The sequence below is a fragment of the Inquilinus sp. KBS0705 genome (genome assembly GCA_005938025.2).
In the GTDB taxonomy this organism is placed as follows: Bacteria; Bacteroidota; Bacteroidia; order Sphingobacteriales; family Sphingobacteriaceae; genus Mucilaginibacter.
In genome coordinates this window covers 509453-534947 of sequence record VCCI02000002.1, presented here as the reverse complement: position 1 = coordinate 534947, position 25495 = coordinate 509453, and the positions used below count along the sequence as shown (strand labels likewise).

Sequence of the window (25495 nt, the reverse complement as noted above, 5' to 3'; positions counted from 1 at the left end):
AACAGGGGCCTTTTTGTTATATAGCAGTTTAGAATGTGCCGCCGCCCGGAGGGGGGCCGCCAGCCGGAGGGCCGCCAGCAGGGCGATCGCCGCCGCCACCTTGTCTAAGGTCTCTGTTTTGAGTTGGGGCCTTTCCCGAGAATTTTTGCAAACGCAGGGTAAAGCTCACCAGGTAATAACGGCCAAGCCTGTTTACGTTAGTTTGGGTTACTGTACTGCCATTGGTAACAGTTGAGTAGCCCGTATTCTCGTTAAATATATCGTATGCGGCAAGGCGTATGGTACCGCGATGGTCTTTTAAAAAGCGGCGCTCTACGTATGCATTTAACAGGTTAGGGTTTTTAATATTAAGCGTTTGCGAGTAACCGTAGTTTAATTGTTTGGTGTAGTCGTAGCTTAAGGTCCAGTCTTTCCAGAAATAATTTTTGCCATTTGCACCGAGCTCTAAGGTACGGGTGTTGGTATTGTTGTTGAAAACCGGGTTTTGTAACGAGTTATTGGTTTTGTTGATGGTGTATTTGGCGTTCAATTCCGCATCAATTATATCAGTAATATTCATTCTGAAACGCACATTAGGAATAACTGATAGCGTTTTTGCTATGTTTTTTTCTATTGCAGAGAATACGTAGTTGCTATCTACACTTTGCGAGAAACCAATGTTATTGGTATAGGCAACGTTACCGCCAAATATTAAGGTGTACCTGCGCTCGGCCCATGGTTTTGAATATACTACACCACCGCTTAACTGGTAATAGCCGCTGGTATTTAAATACTGGGTTAAGTTAGTATTTTGTAGTCGCTTGGTCTCGTCAGATGCTGTAGCCAATACTGCAGCCGTAAACTTTTCGGGATAGGTGACGGTATTTGCTACGATCTTATTATTTGTTGATGTGTACGACAGATTGCTGAAAAATATATTACCTGTTTGAAAGCTAAAGTTGTTGTATCGTAACGAAACATTGTTGGCAAACTCGGGCTTTAAGTTGGGATTACCTTGTACAGGGTATAACGCATTAGAAAAATCGGTAACAGGTTGTAATTGATTAAACGATGGCTGGTTACTATTACCATTATAGTTAAAACGCAAAGCCTTGCTACGCGAAAAGTTGTAGTTAAAGTTTGCAGCTGGTATAACATTAAAAGTTGATACACTGGTTTTGATGCCATTTTGCAAATTAACGCCCGATAGTGTTGCCGGCTGTACACCAACACCCACTGTATAGTTGTACAATTTTTCTACTACCCTATAATTTAACCCAAAGCGGTTAGTAGTAAACGTGTAATTATAATTGTTGCTTAACAAATCGTATCGGTTATATCTGTTAGTATTATCAAGCGTATCGGTTTGCTTATCGCTGGTGTTGTAAGAGTGATTATAAGCGTAATTTAACTCCAAGAAGGAAACCTTACCTATGGGCTCAAGGAAAGAAAAGTTTGCACCATAGCTATTTGTGCGGCTATCGGTGTTAATAACCTGGTTAATAGGCGCAGTAGGGTTGCCTACCGTGTAATTATATATAGGGTTATCGTACGATGAGTTTTTTGATGTATTAGCATTGAAGTTGATGCTTAAATTACGGCCCTTACTATTAAACCTGTGATTGTACAAACCGGTAATGCCATAATTAGGCGAGGTGGAATTGCTGATAGAGTTTGATGTATAAGCTAAATTAGGCGCATTGTTTCTGGTTGAACTTACATCATCAAAACTGGTTACATCTGTACCCGAATAAGAAAAGGTCGGCGTAAGCTTTAAGTAATTAATAGTATCCGGCTTCCACTCTAAATTAAAATTAAACCGGTGATTTAATGGATTGGCTGTTTCCTGGCTATTGGTATTACTAGTCGTTGGCGTTTGGTTATTATTTTCTTGTAGCGATGTCGAATTTGTAAAGGTGGTGTTATTAGTATAACTATAGCTACCATAAACAGCCAAATTTTTACCCCATTGATCGCGAAAGTTTAAGCCGATAGAATGGGCATTGGTTATACCATTTGCGTTGGTTGTTGAGCCTGTAGAACCGCCCCGCAAAGCGTTACCGCGGCCACCGCCACCGCCGCCGTTACCACCAAAACCGCCACCACCACCACCTGTTGGCGCGCCGTAGCTAAAGGTATTAACGTTGGTATTGTTTATACTGCCTAAAACAGATATTTGCTGGTCTCCTTTAAATTTAAAAAAGTTTAGTAAGCCAACATACCTGTTTTCGTTAGTTACACCAGGCTCTTTTGGTAATAGGTCACTGCCATCACCTGCTGTCGCTTGCCCAAAATAACCATAGTTTTTATCCTTACGTATTGTAAAGTTTAATATTTTGGCTGGTTCGCCGGTTTTAACACCGGTTAGGTTGGCCTGGTCGCCATAGTCGTCTACTATTTGTACGCTTTCAATTACATCAGCCGGTAAGTTTTTGGTAGCGCTTTGTACGTCGCCGCCAAAAAAGTCTTTACCGTTTACGCGTACTTTAGTAACCTGCTTACCTTGCGCGGTTACAGTACCATCCTTCGCTACATCAATACCGGGTATCTTTTTTAATACATCTTCAACAGGTGCGTTTTCGCGTACCTTATAGGCACTAACCTTATATTCAACGGTATCTTCCTTAAAAACCACCGGGTTAACACCCACAATAGTTACCGCGGCAAGCTGCCTTGTGTCTGATTGCAGTATAATGGGGTCGAGCGTTACCGGGCCCGTGCCTGCATCAAGGGTAAAGTGTTTAATTATTGCCTGGTAGCCAATTGAGGTAATGGCCAAATTTATCTTAGTGCCCTTTACTTCCGGGAAAGTAAATTTTCCGTTAGCATCGGCTATAGTAATAACGCTATCGCCTTTATCCGACGTAAGGCGTAGGTTGGTGCCCGGCAAGGTTAGTTTTGTACTGTCTATAACAGTACCGCTTACCTGGCGTGTGGCCTGTGCATTCGCTTTAATTATACCAAAGGATATAAGTATGAGTATTAAATATAAATGTTTCATAATCGTCTTAAATACATATACATGCTGTAATTTCCGCAGGGGTAACGCATATATTGTGCAAATGTTCGCTTATTTAGTTTTAAATATTTAACTAATCATATTATTGTTACATATAACCGTATTAAAGCAATACCATTGTTACATTAAACAATAAAGGGGCGCTGTTAGCAGCTCCCCTTTATTTATATAACCTTTTGGCTTGTATACATTTACATACAATGCCACTATTAATTACCTAACCGCAATGCCGATGCTACTTGCGTATAATCCTTTAGATTTAAGCCCGGATGCACAGTGCCTAAATTGGTGAGCCCGGTGCCCGATATCACAACTATTCTAAAATCGAGGTTGTTAGCAGTAAAGTTTGCCTTAACATCTAAACTGCCGGCGCGGTATGATGATACGGCAAGCGTGTTCCCCGCCTCGTTATAGGGCAGCGAGAAATAACCGGTACCACTACCAGATATGCGAAAGTAAACAAGCACTAATCCCTGATCTACTATTTCCTGGGTAATAGCCGGAATACTAAATGTTGTAAAGCCTGTTAGCGCAACACTGCGGTTGGTTAGCAAAAAGCTTTGCACGTTGGCATTGCCATCTGCCCCTTGCGGGCCTTGTGCGCCGGTTTCGCCGGTGGCTCCTGTCGGGCCGGCGGGGCCTTGTGGGCCGGTTGCACCGGTAGCGCCCGTTGCGCCGGTTGGCCCCTGCGGGCCGCCGGTACCTGTGGCACCCGTTGCACCTGCCGGGCCGGTTGCACCCGTAGCGCCGGTTGCACCGGTTTTGCCGGTATTCCCCGTTTTACCTTGCGGACCAGGCATGCTCAATTTTTTGCAAGCGCTTACACTTATCATAGCCGGCAACAAAATGGCAATCAGTAGTCTGTTTATTTTCATAAATATTTTATTTGGATACCGTCTTGTACGAGGTATCCTTCAATTAGTTTCAAAAATTTCTTTGATGTGTATTAATTTTCTTTAAAGAATTAAATAACCAGTTACAGGTTACATTAGCAATTAACTATTGTTAAAAAATCAATGCTGCAAATCGCGCAACATTTTCAACTCGCTTTTCGTTAAACTTTATAAATACATTAACCTATGGATAATTTTGCTGTGTCATTGCACTCAAGGGTGCATAAATGGATGGATGCCATTGGATTTAGGCTTAACGCCTCGCAAACAAATAATAAAAGCCACATTACAACTAACCATTATTTTTATGAGACCTTCAATTTTTTGGAGAAATCAAAAGATAACGACCCCCGAAAGTCGAAGTTTCTTTGCTTTGATACTTATGGCGAAAAAATAAGTGTGCGCACTCTTTTGGACATCCAGACTGCTTTTTTTGAAAATATAAGCCAGTTAAAATAAAAAGCCCCCGTTGAAAACATCAACGAGGGCTTAATGTAAAGCACTTGATTTTTAATATTCTATCTGGCTGTTATCATTAGCTAAACGCCCCGGCGCACCGGCAGGTATGTTCACAATCGGCCTTGTTGGATATAAGGCTTCTTTGATACGCAAACGCAGATCGGCGTAATGTGCTGCTGTTATGGCATCCCCACCTTTAGGCAAGCCTGCACTTATTTTAGTTAACTCGGCCCTAACCAACGGCCTGATGTCAGACAAGGCAATGTTGATAGGTGTTAAACCATAATTGGCTAATTGCGCCGATGTAGCGCCAGGAAAGCTTCTGCTGGCATCTTCGTTCAACAAACTCTTTAAGTTATCAATATAACCACGTTGCAGGTTTCTTTTAAACTGATCAGGTTTGCCTGTGGTGAATATACCGGCATGTAAGTCAGTCAGCAATTCGGCTACTGTATAAGCTTTTGCGCCATTTTTAGCCTCGTTATCAAACATACGCGCCAACCTTGATGCGTTAAGCACATTAGCTGTAACGTTTACCTGTAGCGCCTTAATACGGCCTAATACTACACCATTGTCAAACTTGCTTAGTTCCGAATTATTTATTAGCCAGTATGGGGTAGTAAATAATTGCTGATTTAAAAACATTACTGCATCGTGTTGCAGGCTTTTGTTTACAAAATCATAAACAGGGCCCTTCTGATCGTATGTTTTAAAGTTTTCGTTCATACCCCCAATATTGGTAGTAACATGCCCCATGTACCTATTAAACTGTCCAATAACCTCGTTATACAGGTCCTGCACATCAGAATAGTCTTCTCCTTTTTGAAAGGTCCATTTTTCGATGTTTGGCAAAATACGTTTTAAGTTGGCTATACCATAGGTACTTGCTTTCATGGCGTTATCGCCCAAATCTTCGTTTTGTAAACGCGGGTCGATAGATGTGCCCTGGCGGCCGTAATAATAAAGCGGGTTACCGGCTTTTTGCATTGTCCAGACATCCAATATTTCTTTTTCTTGCTTAAGAGTTTTTTTACCAGGAAAATAGCTGTACCCCCATTTGATAGACCAAAGGTCGTACTCGCCAATTTGCGGATACAAGTGAGTAACACCATCGCCCGGCTGCGCTATGTAATTAAAACGGGCGTAATCCATTATTGATGGTGCTGTACCATGTGTAGCGGTAAATGTTTTTGACCGCAACGAATCTACCGGGTAAGCGTAGCTGCTACCAAAGTTATGCGGTAGCCCCAAGGTGTGGCCAATCTCGTGCGATGATACAAAGCGTATCAGTTCGCCCATTTGCTCATCAGTAAATTTAGGGTTGCGTACATTAGGGTTTACAGCCGCGGTTTGTATAAAAAACCAGTTACGCAGCAAGCTCATTACGTTATGGTACCAACCTACGTGGCTTTCTAATATCTCGCCGCTGCGCGGGTCGGATATATGCGGGCCGTAAGCATTTTGCACATCTGATGCGAAGTACCTGATTACGCTGTAGCGGGCATCTTCGGTACTAAATTCAGGGTCTTCTTTTGCAGTTGGCGCCACTTTACCAACAATGGCGTTTTTAAAGCCTGCCGCTTCAAAACCTTTGTTCCAGTCGTTAATACCTGCTATTAAATAGGGCACCCATTTTTTAGGGGTTGCGGGGTCTATGTAATAAACAATTTGCTTTTTAGGTTCAACCAATTCGCCGCGTGCATATGCCGCTTCGTCTTTAGGCTCTAACCTCCAGCGGTGTATATATGCTGTACCTTCGGCTTTTTGGGCACCTGTACCATAATCTGTTTGGTATTGGCCAAAAAAGCCAACCCTGTCATCGTTTAAACGTGCCTGCATTGGCACTTTAGGCAATAACAGCATTGATGTATTCAGCTCAAAGGTTACCGCACCGGTGGTATTATCCGTTGGCGACTCGGCAGCTCTGTAAGTTTTTAGCGTACGTGCTTCAACATTTATTGGGAAGCTTTTTATAGTATCAATGTAAGAGCGGGTATTGTCGAGCCCGGTTACTTTGTACATTTTTTTGATGTTATCAGGCAATCCTATTGCTGCGATATCGCCATTATAAAGGTCGGTTACATCAACTAGCACACCTGTAGTATCCTTATTGTAAGCCTTTATATCAAACGCTGCCAACACGGCATCAAGGTTTGAGTTTTTTACCGACTGGTACATATCGCTGGTGCTATCGGCCCTCACGGCATAGCTGGGTATGCGTATAAAAACTTGTTTATCGTGTCGCTCCCATTTCCATACCTGGTCGTTAACTTCTTCGCCGCCATACTGCTGGCCAAATGATTTTAAGCCAACGGGGGTTTTAACAAAACGGGTAACTACTAGCATTTCGCGACTTACCAGGCTATCCGGAATTTCGAAGTAATACTTACCGTCGATCTTATAGGTATTAAAAAGGCCGGTATCGGCTTTTGTTTTACCCACCAGGTCGCTGAATTTTTTAATGCCTTCTTTTTTAGCCGGCCCAACGGTTGCGGTAGCTGTAGATCCGGAAGAAGTGGAGGTGGTTTTAAGAGTAACTGTTTGGCCCTGGGTTGCCTGTTTTTTTGTAGCGCACGATGTTGCTGCAATCGCAAGCGTAGCAACGGCTATAGGGAGGTATTTACTTCCCCGTAATATTGACATCATTGTAAAAGTTTAAATTATTAGTAAAGGCTAAAAATATCGATTTTACAGCGATAAAACCAACTGCAATAGTTTTGTTACAGTTATATTCGGCGCTTTAACGTTATAATAACCCGGTCGTATTTTTTATCATGAAAAATATCGATTAGCAGACTACGCTCGCTACGCGATTTAAAGAAGTTATCAACCTCTTCGATACTCATTTTTGAAACCGGTTTAAAGTTTATCGAAACTATCTCGTCATCTTTCTCCAGTCCCGCAATATCTGCCGGCGACCCCGGCTCAACCCTGCTGATAAAAAGGTGGCTAAGTTCAGGCCCGCCCGAGTAGTATTCCATCCCGGTCATATCATGTTCAAATGGCTCGCGGTAGGTTTCGTTGGGTTTAATATATAAGGCACTATTGCTGTAGTCGAAAATTAAATTAAACCTTTTTAATAAGCCTATGCCAATATTACCATCGCGTTTAATGCTAAACAAGCGCTTGGCGTAGTCAATATCGGGGAATGATGTTAGCACGCCCTTTACTTTGTATTTGCCTACCTCCACCTCGTTCATCCTGCTTATATAACCGGTTATGGGGCCGTTGAGTGCTACCCCTAAGTTGGCTGCTATATATTTTGGCGGCAACCCACTTTTTTGAATCAGGTTCTCTAAAGATAGCGGGTGCCCGGCGCCCAGGTCAATTATCAATTTATTCAGCACTTTCTTACCGTCTGGGAAAACGATATTCGATTCCATATAGGGCTTTTTATCTTCGATAGTAATAGGCACCTTATTACTCCTGCGGGGTATTTTAAAGTATTTTGGTTGGGTTACTGTTATGGTGCTGTCGCTAAAGTTAACACCTACCACAAGGTTGCTAAAAAACTCATATCCCAACAAACCATGTATTTGCGAGCCCACAAAGCCCGACAGGTTAAAGTAATCCTTTTTTAACACCGCTGCCGATACCCCAACACTTCTAATTCCTGATATGTCCACATCTATAGGCGGGGTAACCAGCGCTTCAAAAGCTTCGGCTTCGCCCAGGCCGGATATTTTAATAGTACGTGTATTTTTTATTTGAATAGAATCTACCAGTTTGGGGTCGGTTATCAGCATTAAACCTACACCAGTATCTAATATAAAGTTAAACGGGCCTTGTTCGTTTATTTTTACTTTAATAATTAGCATGTTCCGAACAACCTTAAACGGTATTGTCATGCTTCGCCGGTTACTATCAATGGCAAAACTTTGAGCCCCTGCCGAAACAATTGTACAGCACAATAGCACGGTAAAAAGCCATGCAGCAAGGTTTTTAATATTTAAAAAGGAGCCGCTTAACACTTGTTTAAATTGGTAGTTAAATCTACAACATTATTTGTAATTAATGCTGATTTAACCACCTATTAACAGTGTAGCCGGCAATTAAAATATCACCCCTAATACGTTGATAGGCACCTTATTTATTCTCGTCGCATTTCAGGTTGCCCTTTAATTCGGGGTTCTGCGGGGGGAGTTTGTCTACCACCCGCTCTATTTCGGTTTGCTTTACGCTTACAGCATATTCTGCCGGCTCAATATGGCTGCCTATGGCTTCGGCATACACCTGCGTAAACTCGGCACCAATGTATAGAATTGCCGCGGTATAGTATATCCAAACCAATATAACGATCAGCGAGCCTGCGGCGCCATAGGTAGAGCCCTGTGCCGTATACTGAATATATAAACTAATAAGGTACTGGCCAATCATAAAAAGGATAGCTGTAAATATTGCCCCGGTACGCACATCTTTCCATTTAATTTTAACATCGGGCAAAAACTTAAATATAATGGCAAACAAGGTTGATATAACGATCAGCGTTATACCCAGGTTTACACCCTGTATAAGCAGTTTGGTGAGGCCCGGTAAAAAGTGGTTTATGCGGTCGTTTAAGGCACTTATTAATAAATTTATAGCTAATGATGCCATCAATAAAAAGCCGAGGCTGATAATAAGCGAAAAGGATAAAAACCTGTTTTGCAGCATTTTTACCCACCCGCGTTTTGGCTTTGCCTTTACACGCCATATGGTGTTTAACGAATCCTGCATCTCAATAAATATACTGCTGGCACCTATAAGCAGGGTAACCACACCAATAACTACAGCAACACCTGTTTTGCCTGACAACTCTAACTGTTGTAGCATCTCTTGTATCTGCAAAGCCGCTTTAGAGCCTACATAGTGTTCTATTTGCGGATAAAGGCGATGAGTGGCCGCATCAGGGCCAAAGAACAGCCCCGCAAGCGATATGATGAGTATCAACAAAGGTGCCAGCGAAAACACTGTATAATAGGCTAACGAAGCACTAAATTTTAGACCGTTATCATTAGAAAAACCACTAAATGTGGCTAATAATACTTTCCAAAATTGCTTTAAATACTCTTTGCTAAATAATTTCATGTCAAAAATCAGATATATTTGTTAGTGCTTATTTCTAAAACAGGTTAACATAGCTTTATGAAACATGCTCCCTTAATATTATTTTTACTTATTAGTTTATTGGCAAGCAATTTTAATGCCCGTGCACAAAAAACTATTATTTATATAGTTCGCCATGCCGAAAAAGTTACCGGCACTGCTAATAACGACGACCCTGTTTTAAGCAGTGCCGGGCAGGAAAGGGCATTAGCCCTTGCCAAAGAACTAAAGCGTGCCCACATTAAGGCTATTTATGTTACTAAATATAAACGCACAGGTTTAACCGCAAGGCCATTGGCTTACCAGGCAAAACTTTTACCGCGTGTATACCCCGATACTAACCTTAAAAAGTTTGCCGCTACCATTACTAAGAACTTTAAGGGTAATAATGTTTTAATTATTGGCCACTCAAACACCGTTATGCCGCTATTAGATGCATTTGGTGCCGAAATGCCTTTTGAAACACTGGATGATGAGGATTATGATATGCTTTTTAAAGTGATCATACAGGAGAATGGCGATGTGGAGCTGGAAATTACCAACTACGGGCAAAAACACCATTTAAATGATATACCCGACAAATACCTGCCGGAGGTAGTGCACCCTGAATATGCCAGGCCGTATTATTGATCAGTGGTTAGATACAACTAGCAGGTCCAGGTCTTTACATGGGATAGAGAAGCGCTCGCCCAGGTGCTTGTTGGTAATATGCCCCTGGTAAATGTAAACCGCTTTGCGTATACCTGCCTTTTGCCATATTACATTTTTTAGGCTGCCCTGCTCGCCAATATCTACCAAAATGGGAGCAAATATATTGGTTAACGCATAGGTTGCCGTGCGCGCCACGCGCGATGCTATATTTGGTACGCAATAATGTATCACATCGTATTTGCGAAACACCGGGTGGGTATGGTTGGTAACCTCTGATGTTTCAAAACAGCCGCCCTGGTCTATACTTACATCTATAATAACCGAGTTTGGTTTCATTTTGCTAACCGTCGCTTCTGAAACTATGCAGGGGCTGCGGCCATCTTCGGCGCGTATGGCACCTATTGCCACATCGCAGGTGGTGATAGCCTTCTCCAGCACAATAGGCTGCACTACCGATGTAAATACCCGGGTACCAATATTATTTTGCAGCCTGCGTAGCTTATATATCGACGGGTCGAAGACTTTTACTTCGGCACCAAGGGCTATAGCGGTACGGGCAGCATATTCGCCAACAGTGCCGGCACCTAATATTACAATTTCGGTTGGGGGTACACCGGTAATGCCACCAAGCATTAATCCCTTACCTTCGAAAATATTACTTAGATATTCGGCTGCAATCAGTATAGATGTAGCGCCTACAATTTCGCTCATGGCGCGTACTACGGTTAACGATCCGCCCTCGTCTTCTAAATGCTCAAAGCAAAGGGCTGTAATCTTTTTTTTGATAAGGGCATGCAGGCATTCGGCTTTTAAAGTAGATACCTGCAGGGCCGAAATAAGCAGTTGCCCCGGCTTCATCATTTCAATTTCTTCCAGCGTTGGCGGTGCTATTTTTATAATGATGTCGGCTTCGTAAACGCGTTTGGTATCGTATACTATTTGCGCGCCTTGCTCACTATAATTATTGTCGGTAAAATTGGCGGCTTGCCCGGCATTGCTCTCCAGCACTATTTCGTGCCCGTTGTTTACCAATAACGCTACCGATAGCGGCGTAAGCGGGATGCGGTTTTCCTGGAATGAAACCTCTTTGGGTATACCAATATAAAGTTTGTTCTTTTTGTTTTTAACCTCCAGCATCGATTCCTGGGGTTGCATCATCGCCTGTTTGGCGACATCAGAAAACCCGCTTAATTTCCCTGAACTCATATTATTCTATTTTTCCGGCTGATGAAGATAAGAAAAAAACAGGATTGATGACTAAATGTTTTCAACGGTAATTTGTCTGCTTCCGTCACCTGTTACCTGTATGCGCACCCCTGTATACTGTTGCGGTATAAGGCCTCCAATTTTTTCGGGCCACTCTATAAAGCAATAGTTGTCCGAGTAAAAATATTCTTCGTAGCCCATATCCAATGCCTCATTCTGATCTTTCAACCTGTAAAAATCAAAATGATAAATTGGACCGTTACTCCCGGCGTATTCATTTACAATTGAAAAAGTAGGGCTGGTAACAGCATCCACCACACCTAATTCTGCGCAAAGGTTCTTAATGAGCGTGGTTTTGCCCGCGCCCATATCGCCATAAAACAAAAATATTTTATTAGCCCCTGCGTAGCTTATAATTTGAGACGCTACTTCGGGCAGTTCGGATAGGGATGAGATATGTAAGTCCAATTTAAGATAATTCGTATAAAACCAAGTCGAGATCCGGAATCTTCTTAAAATTCTTATCTGCGGTAACAAATGGTAACTTCTTAGTTAACGATGATGCTGCAATGATGCTATCTGGCAGCTTCATTTTGTAATTTCTCCTTATATCAATTGTCTTTTGCTTAATATCATTAGATATATCGATCAATGTAACCGAATTTATAAAAGCTTTTAAAATATTTACAGAAGTGTCGCTTTGCCCATGATAAGCAAAAAGTTCAATTTCGGTAATAAATGAAATGTGAATACTTTGATCTTGTAAAAGCTTGGCTAATTTGGCATCTCCATTCAATAAATAAATACAAATATTGGTATCTATGAAGATATCAGTTCCACTCATTTCTTAATCGCAGTTGAATTTCTAAAGCGTCTTCATCTGTTTTTAAAAGCCCGCAAAACTTTTTTGCGTCAAACTTTTTACTTTGACGCTCTGCCAATGCTTTTTTTATTTTAATAACGTCTTTTTCGGTTTTTAATACTACAACCATACTCAAAAATACTAAAAAAAATTAATTATTTAGGCCCGTAAGTTACTATCGGGATGATCATTTCTTCTAAAGATATACCCCCGTGCTGGAAGGTTTCGTTATAAAAATTAACAAAGTGATTATAGTTATTAGGGTATACAAAGTAGCTATCGCCCTTGGCAAAAACAAAGCTCGAGCTTACATGCAGCTTAGGCAGCATGGCATCGTGCGGGTTACGGATGTGAAACACCTCTTTTGCATTATAATTAAGGTTTTTACCTTGTTTATAGCGCAAATTGGTGTTGGTGTTACGGTCGCCGATTATTTTGCTGGGGTTTTTAACGCGTATGGTACCGTGGTCGGTGGTTATTACCACCCTAACCTGTTTTGATGCCAAAAACTTAAGCAAATCAAACAACGGCGAATGCTCAAACCACGATAGCGTTAACGAGCGGTAGGCGGCATCGTCGCTCGCCAATTCGCGTATCATTTGCATATCGGTACGGGCGTGGCTAAGCATATCAACAAAGTTGTATACCACTACGTTAAGCTCGTTATTCATCAGGTTATTAACCGACTCATTCAGCGCCCTGCCTTCATCAATATTTAAAATTTTATGGTATGAGTGCTTAATATCTTTACGCAGCGTTCTTTTTAGTTGATCAGCAATAAAATCGGCCTCGAATAAATTTTTGCCGCCCTCATCCTCATCATTTTGCCACATTTGTGGGTAGCGGGTTTCCATTTCTAATGGCATCAGGCCCGAAAAGATGGAGTTACGCGCATATTGTGTAGCGGTAGGTAAAATACTGTAATAAGTATCTTCATCTTCCAGCCTGAAGTATTCAGATATGATAGGGTTAATTATCTTGAACTGATCGTATCTTAAGTTATCTATCAGTATAAAAAATACCGGCCCTTTACCGTCCAGCTTAGGGAAAACCTTCTTTTTAAATAACTGAGGAGATGTAGTTGGCCCATTCTCGGGGTCCTTTATCCAGCCAAGGTAATTGCGCTCAACAAACTTGCAAAACTGCACATTGGCTTCGGCCTTTTGCATGGTAAGTATCTCGTGCATACCGGCGTCTTCAAGTGTTTCCAGCTCCAGCTCCCAATAGATCAGCTTTTTGTAAACATCTACCCATTCCTGGTAGCTTAGGTTGTCGTTAAGCGTCATCCCCAGGTTACGAAAATCCTGCTGATAGGCCATAGTGGTCTTTTCTGTCACCAGGCGTTTGTTTTCGGTCAGTCTTTTTATAGTAAGCAGTATCTGCTTTGGGTGTACGGGTTTTATTAAGTAGTCGTCAATTTTAGAGCCGATGGCATCCTCCATTAAGTACTCTTCTTCGTTTTTGGTTATCAGCACAATAGGTACATCGTTATTAATGTTTTTTATTTGCTGCAGCGTTTCAAGGCCGGTTAATCCTGGCATATTCTCATCCAGAAAAACCAGGTCAAAATAGCCTTTCTTGAATTCATCTACCGCGTCGTTACCATTGGTAACTGTAGTTACTTTATATCCTTTTTCGTTCAAAAAAAGTATGTGCGGTTTTAACAGATCAATTTCGTCATCGGCCCATAATATGGTGGTGTCCTGCATAATTTTATATATTTTTCACCAACTATAACCTGTTAGCCGGGTATTTGTTGTAAAAATAGGTAAGGATTAACATATATTAACAATTAGACCATACATGTTTTGTCATAATTCATCACTTTTGCATACTTTACAGCTACTTTGAACAAAAAGAAAATTATAAACGACCCCGTATACGGGTTCATCAGCATACCTACCGACCTGGTGTTTGACCTGATAGAACACCCGTACTTTCAACGCCTTAGGTATATAAAACAGTTGGGCATGACTCATTTGGTGTACCCCGGCGCGCTTCATACACGCTTTCATCATGCTTTGGGTGCCATGCATTTAATGGGCATGGCCATAGAAACGCTTTGTAATAAAGGCCAAACCATTACCCCCGAAGAAAAGGAAGGGCTGATGATAGCCATTTTATTGCACGATATTGGGCACGGACCCTTCTCGCACGCTTTAGAGCATACCATTGTTGAGGGCGTGAGCCACGAAGATATATCTATACTATTAATGAACCGCTTGAACGACGAGTTTAACGGGCAACTTACTTTGGCTATAGCTATATTTAAGGGCACCTATCCTAAAAAGTTCCTTCATCAACTGGTAAGCAGCCAGCTGGATATGGACCGTATGGATTACCTTAACCGCGACAGCTACTTTACAGGTGTATCTGAGGGGGTAATAAGCAGCGACCGCATCATAAAAATGCTGAATGTTAAAGATGACAGCATTACGGTTGAAGAAAAGGGTATTTACTCGATAGAGAAATTTTTGATTGCCCGCAGGCTGATGTACTGGCAGGTTTACCTGCATAAAACCGTTATAGCCGGCGAACAATTGCTTTGCAAAATATTTAACCGCAGCCGCGAACTAACTTTACAGGGTGCTAAGTTTGCTATTACCCCCGCGCTCAACCATTTTTTAGAAAAGATAATATCTAAAGAAGACTTTATTACCAACACCCTGCATTTAGAAACATTTGCACTGTTGGATGATACCGATGTAATGGCAGCAGTAAAGGTTTGGGCCGATAGCGACGATAGGGTTTTAGCCACCTTATGCCACAACTTTATTAACCGCAAGCTCTATCATGTTGATATTACAGCCGATAAGCCTGATGAAAAACTGATAAAAGATTTAGCGGCTAAGGCCATGACAACCTACAACATCAGCGAGGATGATGCCAGCTATTTTGTGTTTACCGATGCCATACGCAATAATGCCTATAACAAAGGCGATGGTAACATACACATATTAATGAAAGACGGCACAATTAGAGATATTACGCTGGCCAGCGACAATTCAAACCTCGAAGCCTTATCAAAAACCGTGAAAAAATACATACTTTGCTACACCAAAGGCTTAAAATAAGCGTATAAAGGCTAAAAGTTAATAATTTGTTGCTTTGGTTTTAACATTTAAATTTGTACGATGCAATTTACCGCAAAGGATATAGCCTTTATGCTAAACGGAACAGTTGAAGGCGATCCGCTTGCGGCCGTTAACCAACTGGCCAAAATTGAGGAAGCCGGCAAAGGTTCGTTGTCATTTTTAGCTAACCCTAAATATGAGCAATACCTTTATACTACCGGTGCAAGTATTGTTATTGTTAATAATACGCAGCAACTTACCGGCCCGGTAAATACCACCCTTATACGTGTAGAGAACGCTTACAGCGCTTTTACACTACTACTGGAACAGTACAACACCATTAAACTTCATAAGGCTGGTATTGAGCAGCCAAGCTTTATACACCCATCGGCCACGGTAGGAAAAGATATTTACTTAGGTGCCTTTAGTTATATAAGCCAGGATGTAGTAATGGGCGATGGTTGCAAAATATACCCTGGTTGTTACATTGCCGATAATGTAAAACTGGGCAATAACGTAACTTTGTTCCCCGGTGTTAAAGTATATTTCGATTGTGTAATTGGCAATAATGTGGTTATACATTCGGGCACCATTATAGGCAGCGATGGTTTCGGCTTTTCGCCTAATGCCGATGGTACTTTTACTAAAGTGGCCCAAATAGGAAACGTAATAATTGAAGACAACGTAGAAATTGGTGCCAACTCTACTATTGACAGGGCCACCATGGGATCAACAATTATACGAAAAGGTGTTAAATTAGATAACCTGGTTCAAATAGCCCATAATGTAGAGTTAGGGGCCAACACTGTTATTGCCGCGCAAACCGGCGTTGCGGGCAGCACAAAACTTGCCGAAAATGTAATGCTTGGCGGCCAGGTAGGTGTAGTGGGCCACATTACCATTGCAAAAGGCACACAGGTACAGGCACAATCGGGTATTAGCCGCACCATTACGGATGAAGGTAAAAAATGGGCAGGTTCGCCGGCCATACCTTATGGTAATAATATGCGATCGAACGTGGTGGTGAGCCGCCTGCCCGAATTGGAGAAACGAGTGAACGAACTTGAAAATATAATAGCGCAGCTAATTAAAGAGCGCCAATAGTTTACTATTGAAAACAACGAACGGTATAACATGAATGTAAAACAAAGAACTATTAAGGCACCCGTTTCGGTTTCGGGCACGGGCCTGCACACCGGGCAAAGCGTTACCATGACGTTTAACCCCGCAGCCGAAAAACATGGCTATAAATTTCGCCGGGTTGACCTGCCGGGCCAGCCTATTATCGATGCCGATGTGGATAATGTTACTGATACATCTCGCGGCACTACCATTACGCAAAATGGCGCAAGTGTAAGTACTGTAGAGCACGTATTAGCCGCTTTAGTTGGTTTAGAGATAGACAACGTGCTGATAGATTTAGATGGCCCTGAAACGCCTATAATGGACGGCAGCTCGATACAGTTTATTGATGCTATTGAAGAAATTGGCTTTACCGAGCAGGATGCCGATAGAGAGTATTACCATATACCCTATAACATTCACTACTCCGAGCCCGACCGCAAGGTAGATATGGTAGCCATGCCATTAGATGATGAATACCGCTTCACCTGTATGGTTGATTATAACTCACAGGTTTTGGGCAGCCAGCATTCTACTATTTCAAGCATATCAGAATTTAAGAAGGAAATAGCATCCAGCCGTACTTTTTGCTTTTTGCACGAGTTAGAAATGCTGGTAAAGCACGACCTGATTAAAGGCGGCGACCTTAACAACGCTATAGTAGTTGTTGATAAAGAGGTTGACGAAGAAGAGCTTGCCCACCTGGCTAAAATATTTAACCGCAAGGATATTAATGTTGCCCCGCAGGGGATATTAAACAACATTGAGCTTAGGCACCAAAACGAGCCTGCCCGCCACAAACTGCTGGACATGATAGGCGACCTGGCCTTGGTTGGTGTGCCTTTAAAAGGCCATATCATGGCGGCAAGGCCGGGCCACGCGGCTAACGTTGCCTTCGCTAAAAAAATAAAAACGCTTATCAAAAAAGAGCGCAGCCGCAAACATGTAAAGGTATACGACCCCAACATGACACCTGTATACGATACCGTTCAGATAATGAACATATTGCCGCACCGCCCGCCTTTACTGTTGGTTGATAAAATATTAGAACTGACCAAAACGCACGTGGTAGGCCTTAAGGCGGTAACCATGAACGAGCCGTTTTTTGTGGGCCATTTCCCGGGTGCGCCGGTTATGCCGGGTGTGCTACAAATAGAGGCTATGGCACAAACAGGTGGTATATTGGTATTAAACACCGTGCCCGACCCCGAAAACTGGTTAACCTTGTTCCTGAAAATTGAAAATGCCCGCTTTAAAGACAAGGTTTTGCCGGGCGATACGTTAATATTCCGTTGCGACTTGATAGCACCTATACGCCGTGGTATAGCACAAATGAAAGGTATAGGAATGGTAGGCGAAAAGATTGTAGTAGAGGCCGAGCTAATGGCACAAATAGTTAAATATAAATAAATATGATACAGCCCTTAGCGTATATACACCCGCAGGCCAAAATAGCCGACAATGTAGTTATCGAGCCCTTTGTTACCATACATAAAGATGTAGAGATAGGCGAAGGCACTTGGGTGGGATCAAATTCGGTGATTATGGATGGTGCCCGCATCGGCAAAAACTGCCGTATTTTTCCGGGAGCTGTGATATCGGCACCGCCACAAGATTTGAAATACAAGGGCGAACCCAGCACCGTAACCGTTGGCGATAACACCGTTATCCGCGAATGCGTAACCTTAAACCGCGGTACAGCACTTGATAAAAACACTACCACCATAGGGAGCAACTGCCTGTTAATGGCCTATGTGCACGTAGCGCACGATTGTGTTATTGGCGACAATGTTATCATAGCCAATGCTGTACAGTTGGCCGGCCACATTAATGTTTACGATTACGCCTTTATAGGTGGTACATCGGCCGTGCACCAGTTTGTTGAAATAGGCGCGCATAGTATGATATCCGGCGGATCGCTGGTACGTAAGGATGTTCCTCCATTTACCAAGGCCGGCCGCGAACCATTATCGTACATTGGTATCAACTCGGTAGGTTTACGCCGCAGGGGTTACTCGGCTACTACCATAAACGAAATACAGGAAATATACCGCATCATCTTCCTTAAAAAATACAACATGACCAAGGCACTTGATATCATCGAGGCCGAGTTTAATCCAACAGTTGAACGCGACGAGATCATCAATTTTGTTCAAAACTCACAGCGTGGTATCATGAAAGGTTTTGGAAGTGTCTAATCATCTGAATTAATAGCCGATAGGCCAATTTTAATGCAGATAACCCTCGATAACATCGGCCGTCGTTTTAACCGTGAATGGATATTCAGGGGCATTACCTATACCTTTAACCCTAAGCAAAGCTATGCCATACTTGGCCCTAATGGTTCGGGCAAGTCTACCTTATTGCAGGTTTTAAACGGCAGTTTAGGGCCTTCCGCCGGCACGCTTCAATATTTTGATGGTGATGCAACAATTCCGGTAGAAAGCGTATTTGAACACCTTAGCCTGGCCGCGCCTTATTTAGAGGTAATAGAGGAGTTTACCTTAAACGAGATGATAGACTTTCATTTTAAGTTTAAGGCCTTTAAACCCGGTATTGATAAAGCTGCACTTACCGATATTTTAAGTTTAGCCGGCAGCCAAAACAAACCTATCCGGTACTTTTCGTCGGGTATGAAACAAAGGCTTAAACTGGCGCTCGCTTTTTGCTCGGATACCGGCATGCTAATGCTTGATGAACCCACCTCAAATTTAGACACCCAGGGCATAGACTGGTATTTAAACCTTGTAGAAAAGTTTAGCGCAAACCGCCTCACCATCATCTGCTCAAACCAGCAACACGAATACAGTTTTTGCCAGCATCGCTTAAGCATTGCCGATTATAAAAGCTAACCCGCAAGGCAAACTTGTTTCTTTGCCCTTCAATAATTAATTTTGTCGCCTCAATTATAATATCTATGGCAAAGGCATCTGATGTAAAGAATGGAAATATATTACGCTTTAACGGCGAACTGGTACAGGTAGAGGAGTTTTTACACCGCACACCTGGTAACCTGCGTGCGTTTTACCAGGCCCGCATGCGCAACGTTAAATCGGGTAAACTGGTCGAATACCGCTTCCGTACAGATGAGGAGGTAGATATTGCACGCGTTGAAACCAGCGATTACCAGTACCTATATGAAGATGGCGATTCACTGGTGGTAATGGATAACACTACTTACGATCAGCATAATGTTCCAAAGAAGTTATTTGGCAATGCCGTAAAGTTTTTAAAAGAGGGCATGAACGTTATTGTTGCATTTGAAAGCGATGAACCCATTATGGGCCAGATACCGGGCTCTGCCGAATTAGAGATCACCTACACCGAGCCTGCTGTAAAAGGCGATACCTCTACCGGTGCCCTAAAAAACGCCACTGTTGAAACCGGTGCCGAAATAAAAGTGCCCCTGTTCATCAACATTGGCGATAAAGTGAAGGTAGATACTGCTACAGGTAGTTATGTAGAAAGAGTGAAAGCATAGTAATTTAGATATAAAAGCCTTCATTTATGGAGGTTTTTTGTTAGGTGGTAATACGTTATCTTTGAATATGCAGGACATTGAAAAATATAAGGCTTTAATACTACCGGTTTTAAAACGGTATTTTATTAAGCGCGCTGCTATTTTTGGTTCTGTTGCTAAAGGCAGCCAATCTACTACAAGCGACGTTGACCTGTTGATAGAAGGGCAGAACGATTTTACGATTTTCCAGCTTTTAATGCTTGAAGAAGAAATATCAAAATTGGTTAACCGAAAGGTAGACCTGGTTGAATATAACGCTATAAAACCATCTATAAGGAACGAGGTTTTAAATTCAGCCGTCGCCATTCTATGAGATCAGATAGTGTCTATATTCAGGATATCATAGAGTCAATATGCATTATCTAAGCATATATTGACACTAAAACAGAATTTGATTTCACAAGTGATATGATGATGCAAGATGCTGTAACCCGCAGGTTTGAAATAATTGGCGAAGCAGCATCTAAGGTATCAGATACAATTAAGCAAAATTATCCTCAGGTACCCCCGCTGGTGCGCGCGTGTCGCGCGTTCGCCAAGGAACTTTCGGGCAATAGTTTAATCATGGCACTAACCTGCTGAAATGCGACATGTTGGAGAACGCGCGACACGCGCGCACCAGCGATGTGAAATAAGCTTATCCACGAATACTTCGGGCGTATCTGCCACCACCATTTATTCTACGATCAAACTTGATTTTACCTATACTAAAAGAGCAATTATTGTTAATAAAATAATTGCTCTTTAGAATATCTGATAGTCATTTATATAGTGCGATGCTACATCGTTTCCGGTCTAAAACTCTAATTCCAGCAAAACCGGGCAATGGTCGGAGTGTTTGGCTTCAGGTAGTATGGCGGCGCGTTTAATGTTATCTTCCAGCTCTTTACTGGCCATAGCATAATCAATACGCCAGCCCAAATTTTTGCCGCGTGCACCGGCTCTAAAACTCCACCAGGTGTAGTTATGCGGCTCTTTGTTTACATGTCTAAAAGTATCTACAAAGCCCGACTCTATAAAGTTCTCCATCCATTCCCGTTCTTCGGGTAAAAAGCCCGATGAGTTGGCATTTGACTTTGGGTTATGTATATCAATTGGGCGATGGCAAATATTGTAGTCGCCGCATATCACCAGTTTTGGATGATCTACCTTTAGCAGGGTAAGGTATTTACCAAACTCATCCAAAAAGCGGTATTTAAATATCTGCCTTTCATCACCGCTGGAGCCTGAAGGGAAGTAGGCGCTCATTACCGATACCTCATCAAAATCTACCCGTATACAGCGGCCCTCGCGGTCAAAATCGGGTATACCGCAACCATACTCAACATGGTTGGGTAAGCGTTTGGTGAATATAGCCGTGCCGCTATACCCCTTTTTTTCGGCCGGGAACCAATAGTGCTGGTAACCCAGGGCATCAACCAAATGCAATTCGTTGATCACATCCGGCGTGGCCTTAATCTCCTGCAGGCAAACTACATCAGCATCGGTAGCCTGTAGCCATGCCAGCCAGTCTTTATTTATAGCCGAACGTATGCCGTTAACATTGTAGGTAATTATCTTCATGCCCCCTCCGCCCCCTAAAGGGGTACTTTTTTAAGTTTAATTGATTCTTTTATTAGCAGACCACACCATACGTCCCCTTTAGGGGGTTGGGGGGCCAAGTATCTTATCCAACTGTTTGCATTCGCGTTTGCTCAGCAATTCTACGGTCATGGGTACATCGGTTTCAGGGCGGTCGTTCTTATCGGTTTTAACACCGGCAATACGGTCAACCATATCCAGGCCGGTAACCACCTCGCCATAAACGGTGTAATTTTGGTCCAGGTGCGGCACGCCGCCTACGGTAGTATAAACATCGCGCTGCCAGGCAGGTATTTTACGGCCTTTTAAACGGGTGTTTTCCAGCGTGTCTAATTTGCCGGGTGTAAAGCGTTTGCCCTCTACAATATAAAACTGTGCCCCGCTCGACGCCTTGGCCGGGTTATCGTCCCGGGCTGCAGCCAGCACCCCCCGCTTATGAAACAAGCTATCTCTAAATTCGGCAGGGATGGTATATTTTACATCGCCGTTACCCAATTCGGCACCGGGTTTATTTTTGGTCGTATCTTTAGAGTCGGGGTCGCCGCCCTGTATCATAAAGTTTTGTATCACCCTATGAAAAAGCACACCATTATAAAAGCCGGCCTTTGTTAGCTTTATAAAATTATCGCGGTGTTTTGGGGTTTGGTTATACAGGCGTATAATGCAGCTGCCATAGCTGGTTTTTATGCGCACATATTGGTTTTTAGGCGGTTTAGCAAACGCTATAGTAAATGTTAGCAGTAATAAACACAGGGTAAAAAGTTTTTTCATATCAATAGCGTCCGGGTTTTTTTTGATCAGGATAAGCCCCATTCCATTTCGTTTTCAAAGTAATCAATTATCAGCGATTTCAACAGCATCTCCTGCTCTAATATAGTATAGTTAGGTACCACTTTCACCAACTTCCAATGCGGCCAGCCGTCCTGGTCAAGCCCTTCCAGTTCATAAAATCCCATTTTGCTAAACAACTTGCAATTGGCAATATGCATCAGCTCTTCCTTTTGCCTTTTACTGAATTTTCGCGGCCCCTGGCCAAGCTCCTGCACGCCTATTAAAAACAGCATTACTTTAAGGTCGGGCTTTTCGTTATCAAACTCCGTAGCTATCCTGTCTTGCAGCGCGGCCCATTTTAAATTGATCTCAGCAGGTTTCATAAGGCAAATATACATTAGTTTTTACAGCACAAGAACCAGCAATAATTAACAACATTGTTACGTTTTAAAGGCAGGGTTAGCATATTATTAACTACTTTTGCATGGTATTGCAAATAATACATGAAAAGAAGCACTTATCATATTATTTACTCGTGGGCCCTGCTGGTTTGTTTTGTAACAGGCCAGTATATGGTATATGCCCACCAGCATAATATTGTTAAGAAAGCTCATTTTCATGCCCTGCAAAACGATAACAATTCATCTAAACAAGTACTAACAGAAAAGTGCCCCCTTTGCGACAGCATGCACCATACCCATATGGAGCTTACGCACAATAACACTTATTACACTTCTAACAGCATCAATCATACCTATATTACCGTTACGTATGATTTTAAAAGCATAGCCCTTATACTCGCGTCCGGGCGTGCTCCTCCTGTAATTTCATAATAATTACCATCCAAACAAACGCCGGTAACCGGCATTTTCTTGAATCTTTTATTTATTTATTATTATGAAACTAAAGCTAATTAGTTGCTTTTTATTGTTGTTCGTTCAGTTTACTGCATTTGCAGATGCTATAGATATTAAGGGTAAAGTTATTGATGCCAAAACTAAGGAGACGCTCCCCGGCGCGGTAATAAGCATTCCCGATTTGCATATTTCCGTAGGGACCAATGCTAACGGCGAATTTGTTATACACTCCATACCGGCTAAGGGTAAGTTTGTGGTGCAGGTACAATACTTAAGCTATAAAACACTAACCCAAACCGTCGATTTTTCGTTAAACACACCGCTTGTTTTTGAACTGCAAAGCAGCATTGTAGAAGCACACGAGGTAGTAATTACCGGCACGCCTATAACAGCGGGCAGCAGGTACAACAGCACGTCGGCATCGGTAGTATCAAAAGACCAGCTGATGGCATCGTCTACCAATTTAATTGATGCGCTGGCCAAGCAGGTACCGGGCGTAAGCCAGATAACTACCAGCCAGGCTATATCTAAGCCTGTTATACGTGGTTTAAGCTATAACCGCGTGGTTACTTTAAATGATGGCGTTAAACAGCAGGGCCAGCAATGGGGCGATGAGCACGGCATTGAAATGGACCAGTACGGCGCGGCCCGTGTTGAGGTTTTGCGCGGCGCGGCATCGTTAATGTACGGCTCGGATGCATTGGGTGGCGTTATTAATGTAATAGACCCGCCTACCCCGGCCGAGGGCAATATACAGGGCGAGGTATTATCCAACTACTCTACCAACAGCGGCTTAAGCAATACATCGTTAATGTTAAGCGGAAACGAAAACGGCTTTGTTTGGCGCGGGCGCGGCACTTATCAAAATGCCTATGCTTTTAACACCCCACTGGGCCATTATATTAACAGCGGCTTTAACCAAACCAATGCCAGTGGTATGCTGGGGGTAAACAAAGCGTGGGGTTTTTCGCATTTAAACTTCTCGTACTTTAAAAACAACATCGGCTTTTACGATGCCGAGCCGGGCGACCCATTGTACACTACATCAACCAGCCGTACTTTAGATTACCCAAGGCAAGATATCCGACACTATAAATTAGCTTTAAATAACAACTTCATATTTGGCAGCAGCTCATTAAAACTCGACCTGGGTTACCAAAAAAATCAGCGCCGCGAGCTGGAAAACAGCCCGGACCCATCGCTGTTTTTTGATCTGAACACTTTTTCGATAGATGCTAAGTATAACCTGCCGCAAAGCAACGGCTGGAGCCCTGTAATAGGCTTAAGCAGCAGTTTAGAGCATAGCATTAACCTGGGTAAAGAATTGCTTGTGCCGGCTTATGACGAGTTTACAACAGGCGGCTTTATCTACGCCAAAAAAACTTGGGACAAGAACACTTTTAGCGCAGGCGCAAGATTAGATTATATTAGCAACAAAGGCAAGGCGCAGCAGGATAACGGCACCGTTATTTTTGACGGTTTCGATAACAAGTTTGCCAACCTAAGCGGCGCATTGGGCTTTACGCATGTATTTAACGATAACTTTAGCTTTAAGAGCAATGCGGGTTCGGCCTTCCGTGCGCCAAACCCTGCCGAGTTAGGCTCTAACGGCGTGCATGAGGGTACCAACCGCTACGAAATTGGGCTTGGCTCTCTCAACCCCGAAAGAAGCTACCAGGCCGATGCTACCTTAGAGTATGGATCGGGCTTTGTTACCGGCAGCTTAGGCGTTTACGAAAACTATATCCACGACTTTATTTATGCATCAAACACCAATAAAGAGCAGGTAACCGTAATTAACCCCGATACCGGCCTGCCCACCAGTTACGATGCTTACCGCTATGGCCAGGTAAACGCTAATCTTTACGGCTTTGAGGGTAATTTAACGCTGCATCCAGTAGCGTTTATCCACTTCGAAAACACGTTTAGCTATACTCACGCGCAAAACCAATCGTTTAACAGGCCATTGCCATTGATACCTGCCGGCACCTTGCACAACACCTTACGTTTTGAGCCAAAAATTAAAGGCCTAAGCGATGTTTACATTTATGGTGGTATAGATAACTATTTTAAGCAAACCCGTATAGATGCTACATTTGAAACCCCAACAGATGCTTACACGCTTATTAATGCGGGGATCGGCGCAACTATAAAATTAGGGGCGCAACCGCTTAAATTGTATGTATCGGGCACCAACCTGGCTAATAAAAAGTATTACGATGCGCTTAGCCGTTTAAGGCCGGGCCGCTACAGCCAGGAAGACCCCACTTTTGGTGTTTACAACATGGGCCGCAATATCACCTTTGGTTTTTATCTGCCTTTTGGCATCAACAAATAATACTGATTAGTATGTTTTTTAGACGACCCCGTTAATTAACGGGGTCGTCTTTTTTTAAGAGAAGGATGAGACCTGCCA

Annotated in this window: 23 protein-coding genes and 1 pseudogene; 12 read left to right on the top strand and 12 right to left on the bottom strand. The window is 42.7% G+C overall.

From position 1 onward, the window contains the following. Positions 1–28: 28 nt before the first annotated feature. Together FFF34_013785 and FFF34_013780 are read right to left on the bottom strand one after the other, a co-directional pair. Positions 29–2980: an outer membrane beta-barrel protein gene (locus tag FFF34_013785; GenBank protein ID TSD64963.1), complete on the bottom strand. Its 2952-nt coding sequence runs from the start codon at positions 2978–2980 to the stop codon at positions 29–31. 590 nt (positions 2981–3570) lie between these two features. After that, a pseudogene (locus FFF34_013780) lies at positions 3571–3783 on the bottom strand (hypothetical protein). Positions 3784–4077: 294 nt separating this feature from the next. On the opposite strand from FFF34_013780, the gene FFF34_013775 reads away from it, so the two are divergent. Then, complete coding sequence (locus tag FFF34_013775; GenBank protein TSD64962.1) at positions 4078–4350, top strand: hypothetical protein; 273 nt, start codon at positions 4078–4080, stop codon at positions 4348–4350. Between the two features lie 51 nt (positions 4351–4401). Here FFF34_013775 and FFF34_013770 read toward each other — a convergent pair whose 3' ends face one another. The 3 genes from FFF34_013770 to FFF34_013760 all read right to left on the bottom strand — a co-directional run bounded on the left by FFF34_013770 (position 4402) and on the right by FFF34_013760 (position 9417). Continuing rightward, positions 4402–6987 carry a zinc-dependent metalloprotease gene (locus FFF34_013770; protein TSD65071.1) on the bottom strand — a complete coding sequence of 862 codons (2586 nt, stop codon included), beginning with the start codon at positions 6985–6987 and terminating at the stop codon, positions 4402–4404. Between the two features lie 89 nt (positions 6988–7076). Continuing rightward, positions 7077–8198 carry a peptide-binding protein gene (locus FFF34_013765; GenBank protein TSD64961.1) on the bottom strand — a complete coding sequence of 374 codons (1122 nt, stop codon included), beginning with the start codon at positions 8196–8198 and terminating at the stop codon, positions 7077–7079. 238 nt (positions 8199–8436) lie between these two features. Next, positions 8437–9417, bottom strand: a complete 981-nt coding sequence (locus FFF34_013760) for a YihY/virulence factor BrkB family protein (protein TSD64960.1) — start codon at positions 9415–9417, stop codon at positions 8437–8439. Positions 9418–9474: 57 nt separating this feature from the next. Here FFF34_013760 and FFF34_013755 point away from each other — a divergent pair, with 57 nt between their 5' ends. Continuing rightward, entirely contained in the window at positions 9475–10065 is a 591-nt protein-coding gene (locus tag FFF34_013755) for a histidine phosphatase family protein (protein TSD64959.1), read from the top strand. Here the strand turns inward: FFF34_013755 and FFF34_013750 are convergent, their stop codons facing one another. The 4 genes from FFF34_013750 to FFF34_013735 form a co-directional block, all read right to left on the bottom strand. Continuing rightward, positions 10066–11292 (bottom strand): alanine dehydrogenase, encoded by a 1227-nt coding sequence (locus FFF34_013750; GenBank protein ID TSD64958.1) that lies wholly within the window; start codon positions 11290–11292, stop codon positions 10066–10068. A 51-nt stretch (positions 11293–11343) separates the two neighbouring features. Continuing rightward, entirely contained in the window at positions 11344–11760 is a 417-nt protein-coding gene (gene tsaE, locus FFF34_013745) for a tRNA (adenosine(37)-N6)-threonylcarbamoyltransferase complex ATPase subunit type 1 TsaE (protein TSD64957.1), read from the bottom strand. A 1-nt stretch (position 11761) separates the two neighbouring features. Beyond that, positions 11762–12136 carry a type II toxin-antitoxin system VapC family toxin gene (locus FFF34_013740; GenBank protein ID TSD64956.1) on the bottom strand — a complete coding sequence of 125 codons (375 nt, stop codon included), beginning with the start codon at positions 12134–12136 and terminating at the stop codon, positions 11762–11764. A gap of 173 nt (positions 12137–12309) precedes the next feature. Beyond that, a complete protein-coding gene (locus tag FFF34_013735; protein ID TSD64955.1) occupies positions 12310–13863 on the bottom strand; it encodes a bifunctional response regulator/alkaline phosphatase family protein in 1554 nt (517 codons plus the stop codon). Between the two features lie 138 nt (positions 13864–14001). Between FFF34_013735 and FFF34_013730 the strand changes: the two genes are divergently transcribed. The 8 genes from FFF34_013730 (at position 14002) to FFF34_013695 (ending at position 20452) form a co-directional block, all read left to right on the top strand. Next, the gene (locus FFF34_013730; protein TSD64954.1) at positions 14002–15228 is read left to right on the top strand and encodes an HD domain-containing protein; all 1227 of its coding nucleotides are present in this window, start codon (positions 14002–14004) and stop codon (positions 15226–15228) included. Between the two features lie 60 nt (positions 15229–15288). Then, the gene (lpxD, locus tag FFF34_013725; GenBank protein ID TSD64953.1) at positions 15289–16332 is read left to right on the top strand and encodes a UDP-3-O-(3-hydroxymyristoyl)glucosamine N-acyltransferase; all 1044 of its coding nucleotides are present in this window, start codon (positions 15289–15291) and stop codon (positions 16330–16332) included. Between the two features lie 30 nt (positions 16333–16362). Next, complete coding sequence (locus tag FFF34_013720; GenBank protein ID TSD64952.1) at positions 16363–17760, top strand: bifunctional UDP-3-O-[3-hydroxymyristoyl] N-acetylglucosamine deacetylase/3-hydroxyacyl-ACP dehydratase; 1398 nt, start codon at positions 16363–16365, stop codon at positions 17758–17760. Between the two features lie 2 nt (positions 17761–17762). Then, complete coding sequence (gene lpxA, locus FFF34_013715; protein TSD64951.1) at positions 17763–18548, top strand: acyl-ACP--UDP-N-acetylglucosamine O-acyltransferase; 786 nt, start codon at positions 17763–17765, stop codon at positions 18546–18548. Between the two features lie 33 nt (positions 18549–18581). Next, a complete protein-coding gene (locus FFF34_013710) occupies positions 18582–19202 on the top strand; it encodes an ABC transporter ATP-binding protein (protein TSD64950.1) in 621 nt (206 codons plus the stop codon). A 65-nt stretch (positions 19203–19267) separates the two neighbouring features. Continuing rightward, positions 19268–19831 carry an elongation factor P gene (efp, locus tag FFF34_013705; protein ID TSD64949.1) on the top strand — a complete coding sequence of 188 codons (564 nt, stop codon included), beginning with the start codon at positions 19268–19270 and terminating at the stop codon, positions 19829–19831. Between the two features lie 67 nt (positions 19832–19898). Next, positions 19899–20183, top strand: coding sequence for a nucleotidyltransferase family protein (locus FFF34_013700; GenBank protein ID TSD64948.1), 285 nt, complete (start codon positions 19899–19901; stop codon positions 20181–20183). Between the two features lie 95 nt (positions 20184–20278). Next, positions 20279–20452, top strand: coding sequence for a hypothetical protein (locus FFF34_013695; protein ID TSD64947.1), 174 nt, complete (start codon positions 20279–20281; stop codon positions 20450–20452). A 213-nt stretch (positions 20453–20665) separates the two neighbouring features. On the opposite strand, the gene xth is transcribed toward FFF34_013695, so the two are convergent. The 3 genes from xth to FFF34_013680 all read right to left on the bottom strand — a co-directional run bounded on the left by xth (position 20666) and on the right by FFF34_013680 (position 22605). Then, on the bottom strand, positions 20666–21433 hold the full coding sequence (xth, locus tag FFF34_013690; protein ID TSD64946.1) for an exodeoxyribonuclease III: 768 nt from the start codon (positions 21431–21433) through the stop codon (positions 20666–20668). Positions 21434–21511: 78 nt separating this feature from the next. Further along, positions 21512–22222, bottom strand: a complete 711-nt coding sequence (locus tag FFF34_013685) for a peptidylprolyl isomerase (protein ID TSD64945.1) — start codon at positions 22220–22222, stop codon at positions 21512–21514. Positions 22223–22248: 26 nt separating this feature from the next. Continuing rightward, positions 22249–22605 carry a hypothetical protein gene (locus FFF34_013680; protein TSD64944.1) on the bottom strand — a complete coding sequence of 119 codons (357 nt, stop codon included), beginning with the start codon at positions 22603–22605 and terminating at the stop codon, positions 22249–22251. 120 nt (positions 22606–22725) lie between these two features. On the opposite strand from FFF34_013680, the gene FFF34_013675 reads away from it, so the two are divergent. Then, positions 22726–23055 carry a hypothetical protein gene (locus FFF34_013675; GenBank protein TSD64943.1) on the top strand — a complete coding sequence of 110 codons (330 nt, stop codon included), beginning with the start codon at positions 22726–22728 and terminating at the stop codon, positions 23053–23055. Between the two features lie 61 nt (positions 23056–23116). After that, the gene (locus FFF34_013670; protein ID TSD64942.1) at positions 23117–25417 is read left to right on the top strand and encodes a TonB-dependent receptor; all 2301 of its coding nucleotides are present in this window, start codon (positions 23117–23119) and stop codon (positions 25415–25417) included. Positions 25418–25495: the final 78 nt, after the last annotated feature.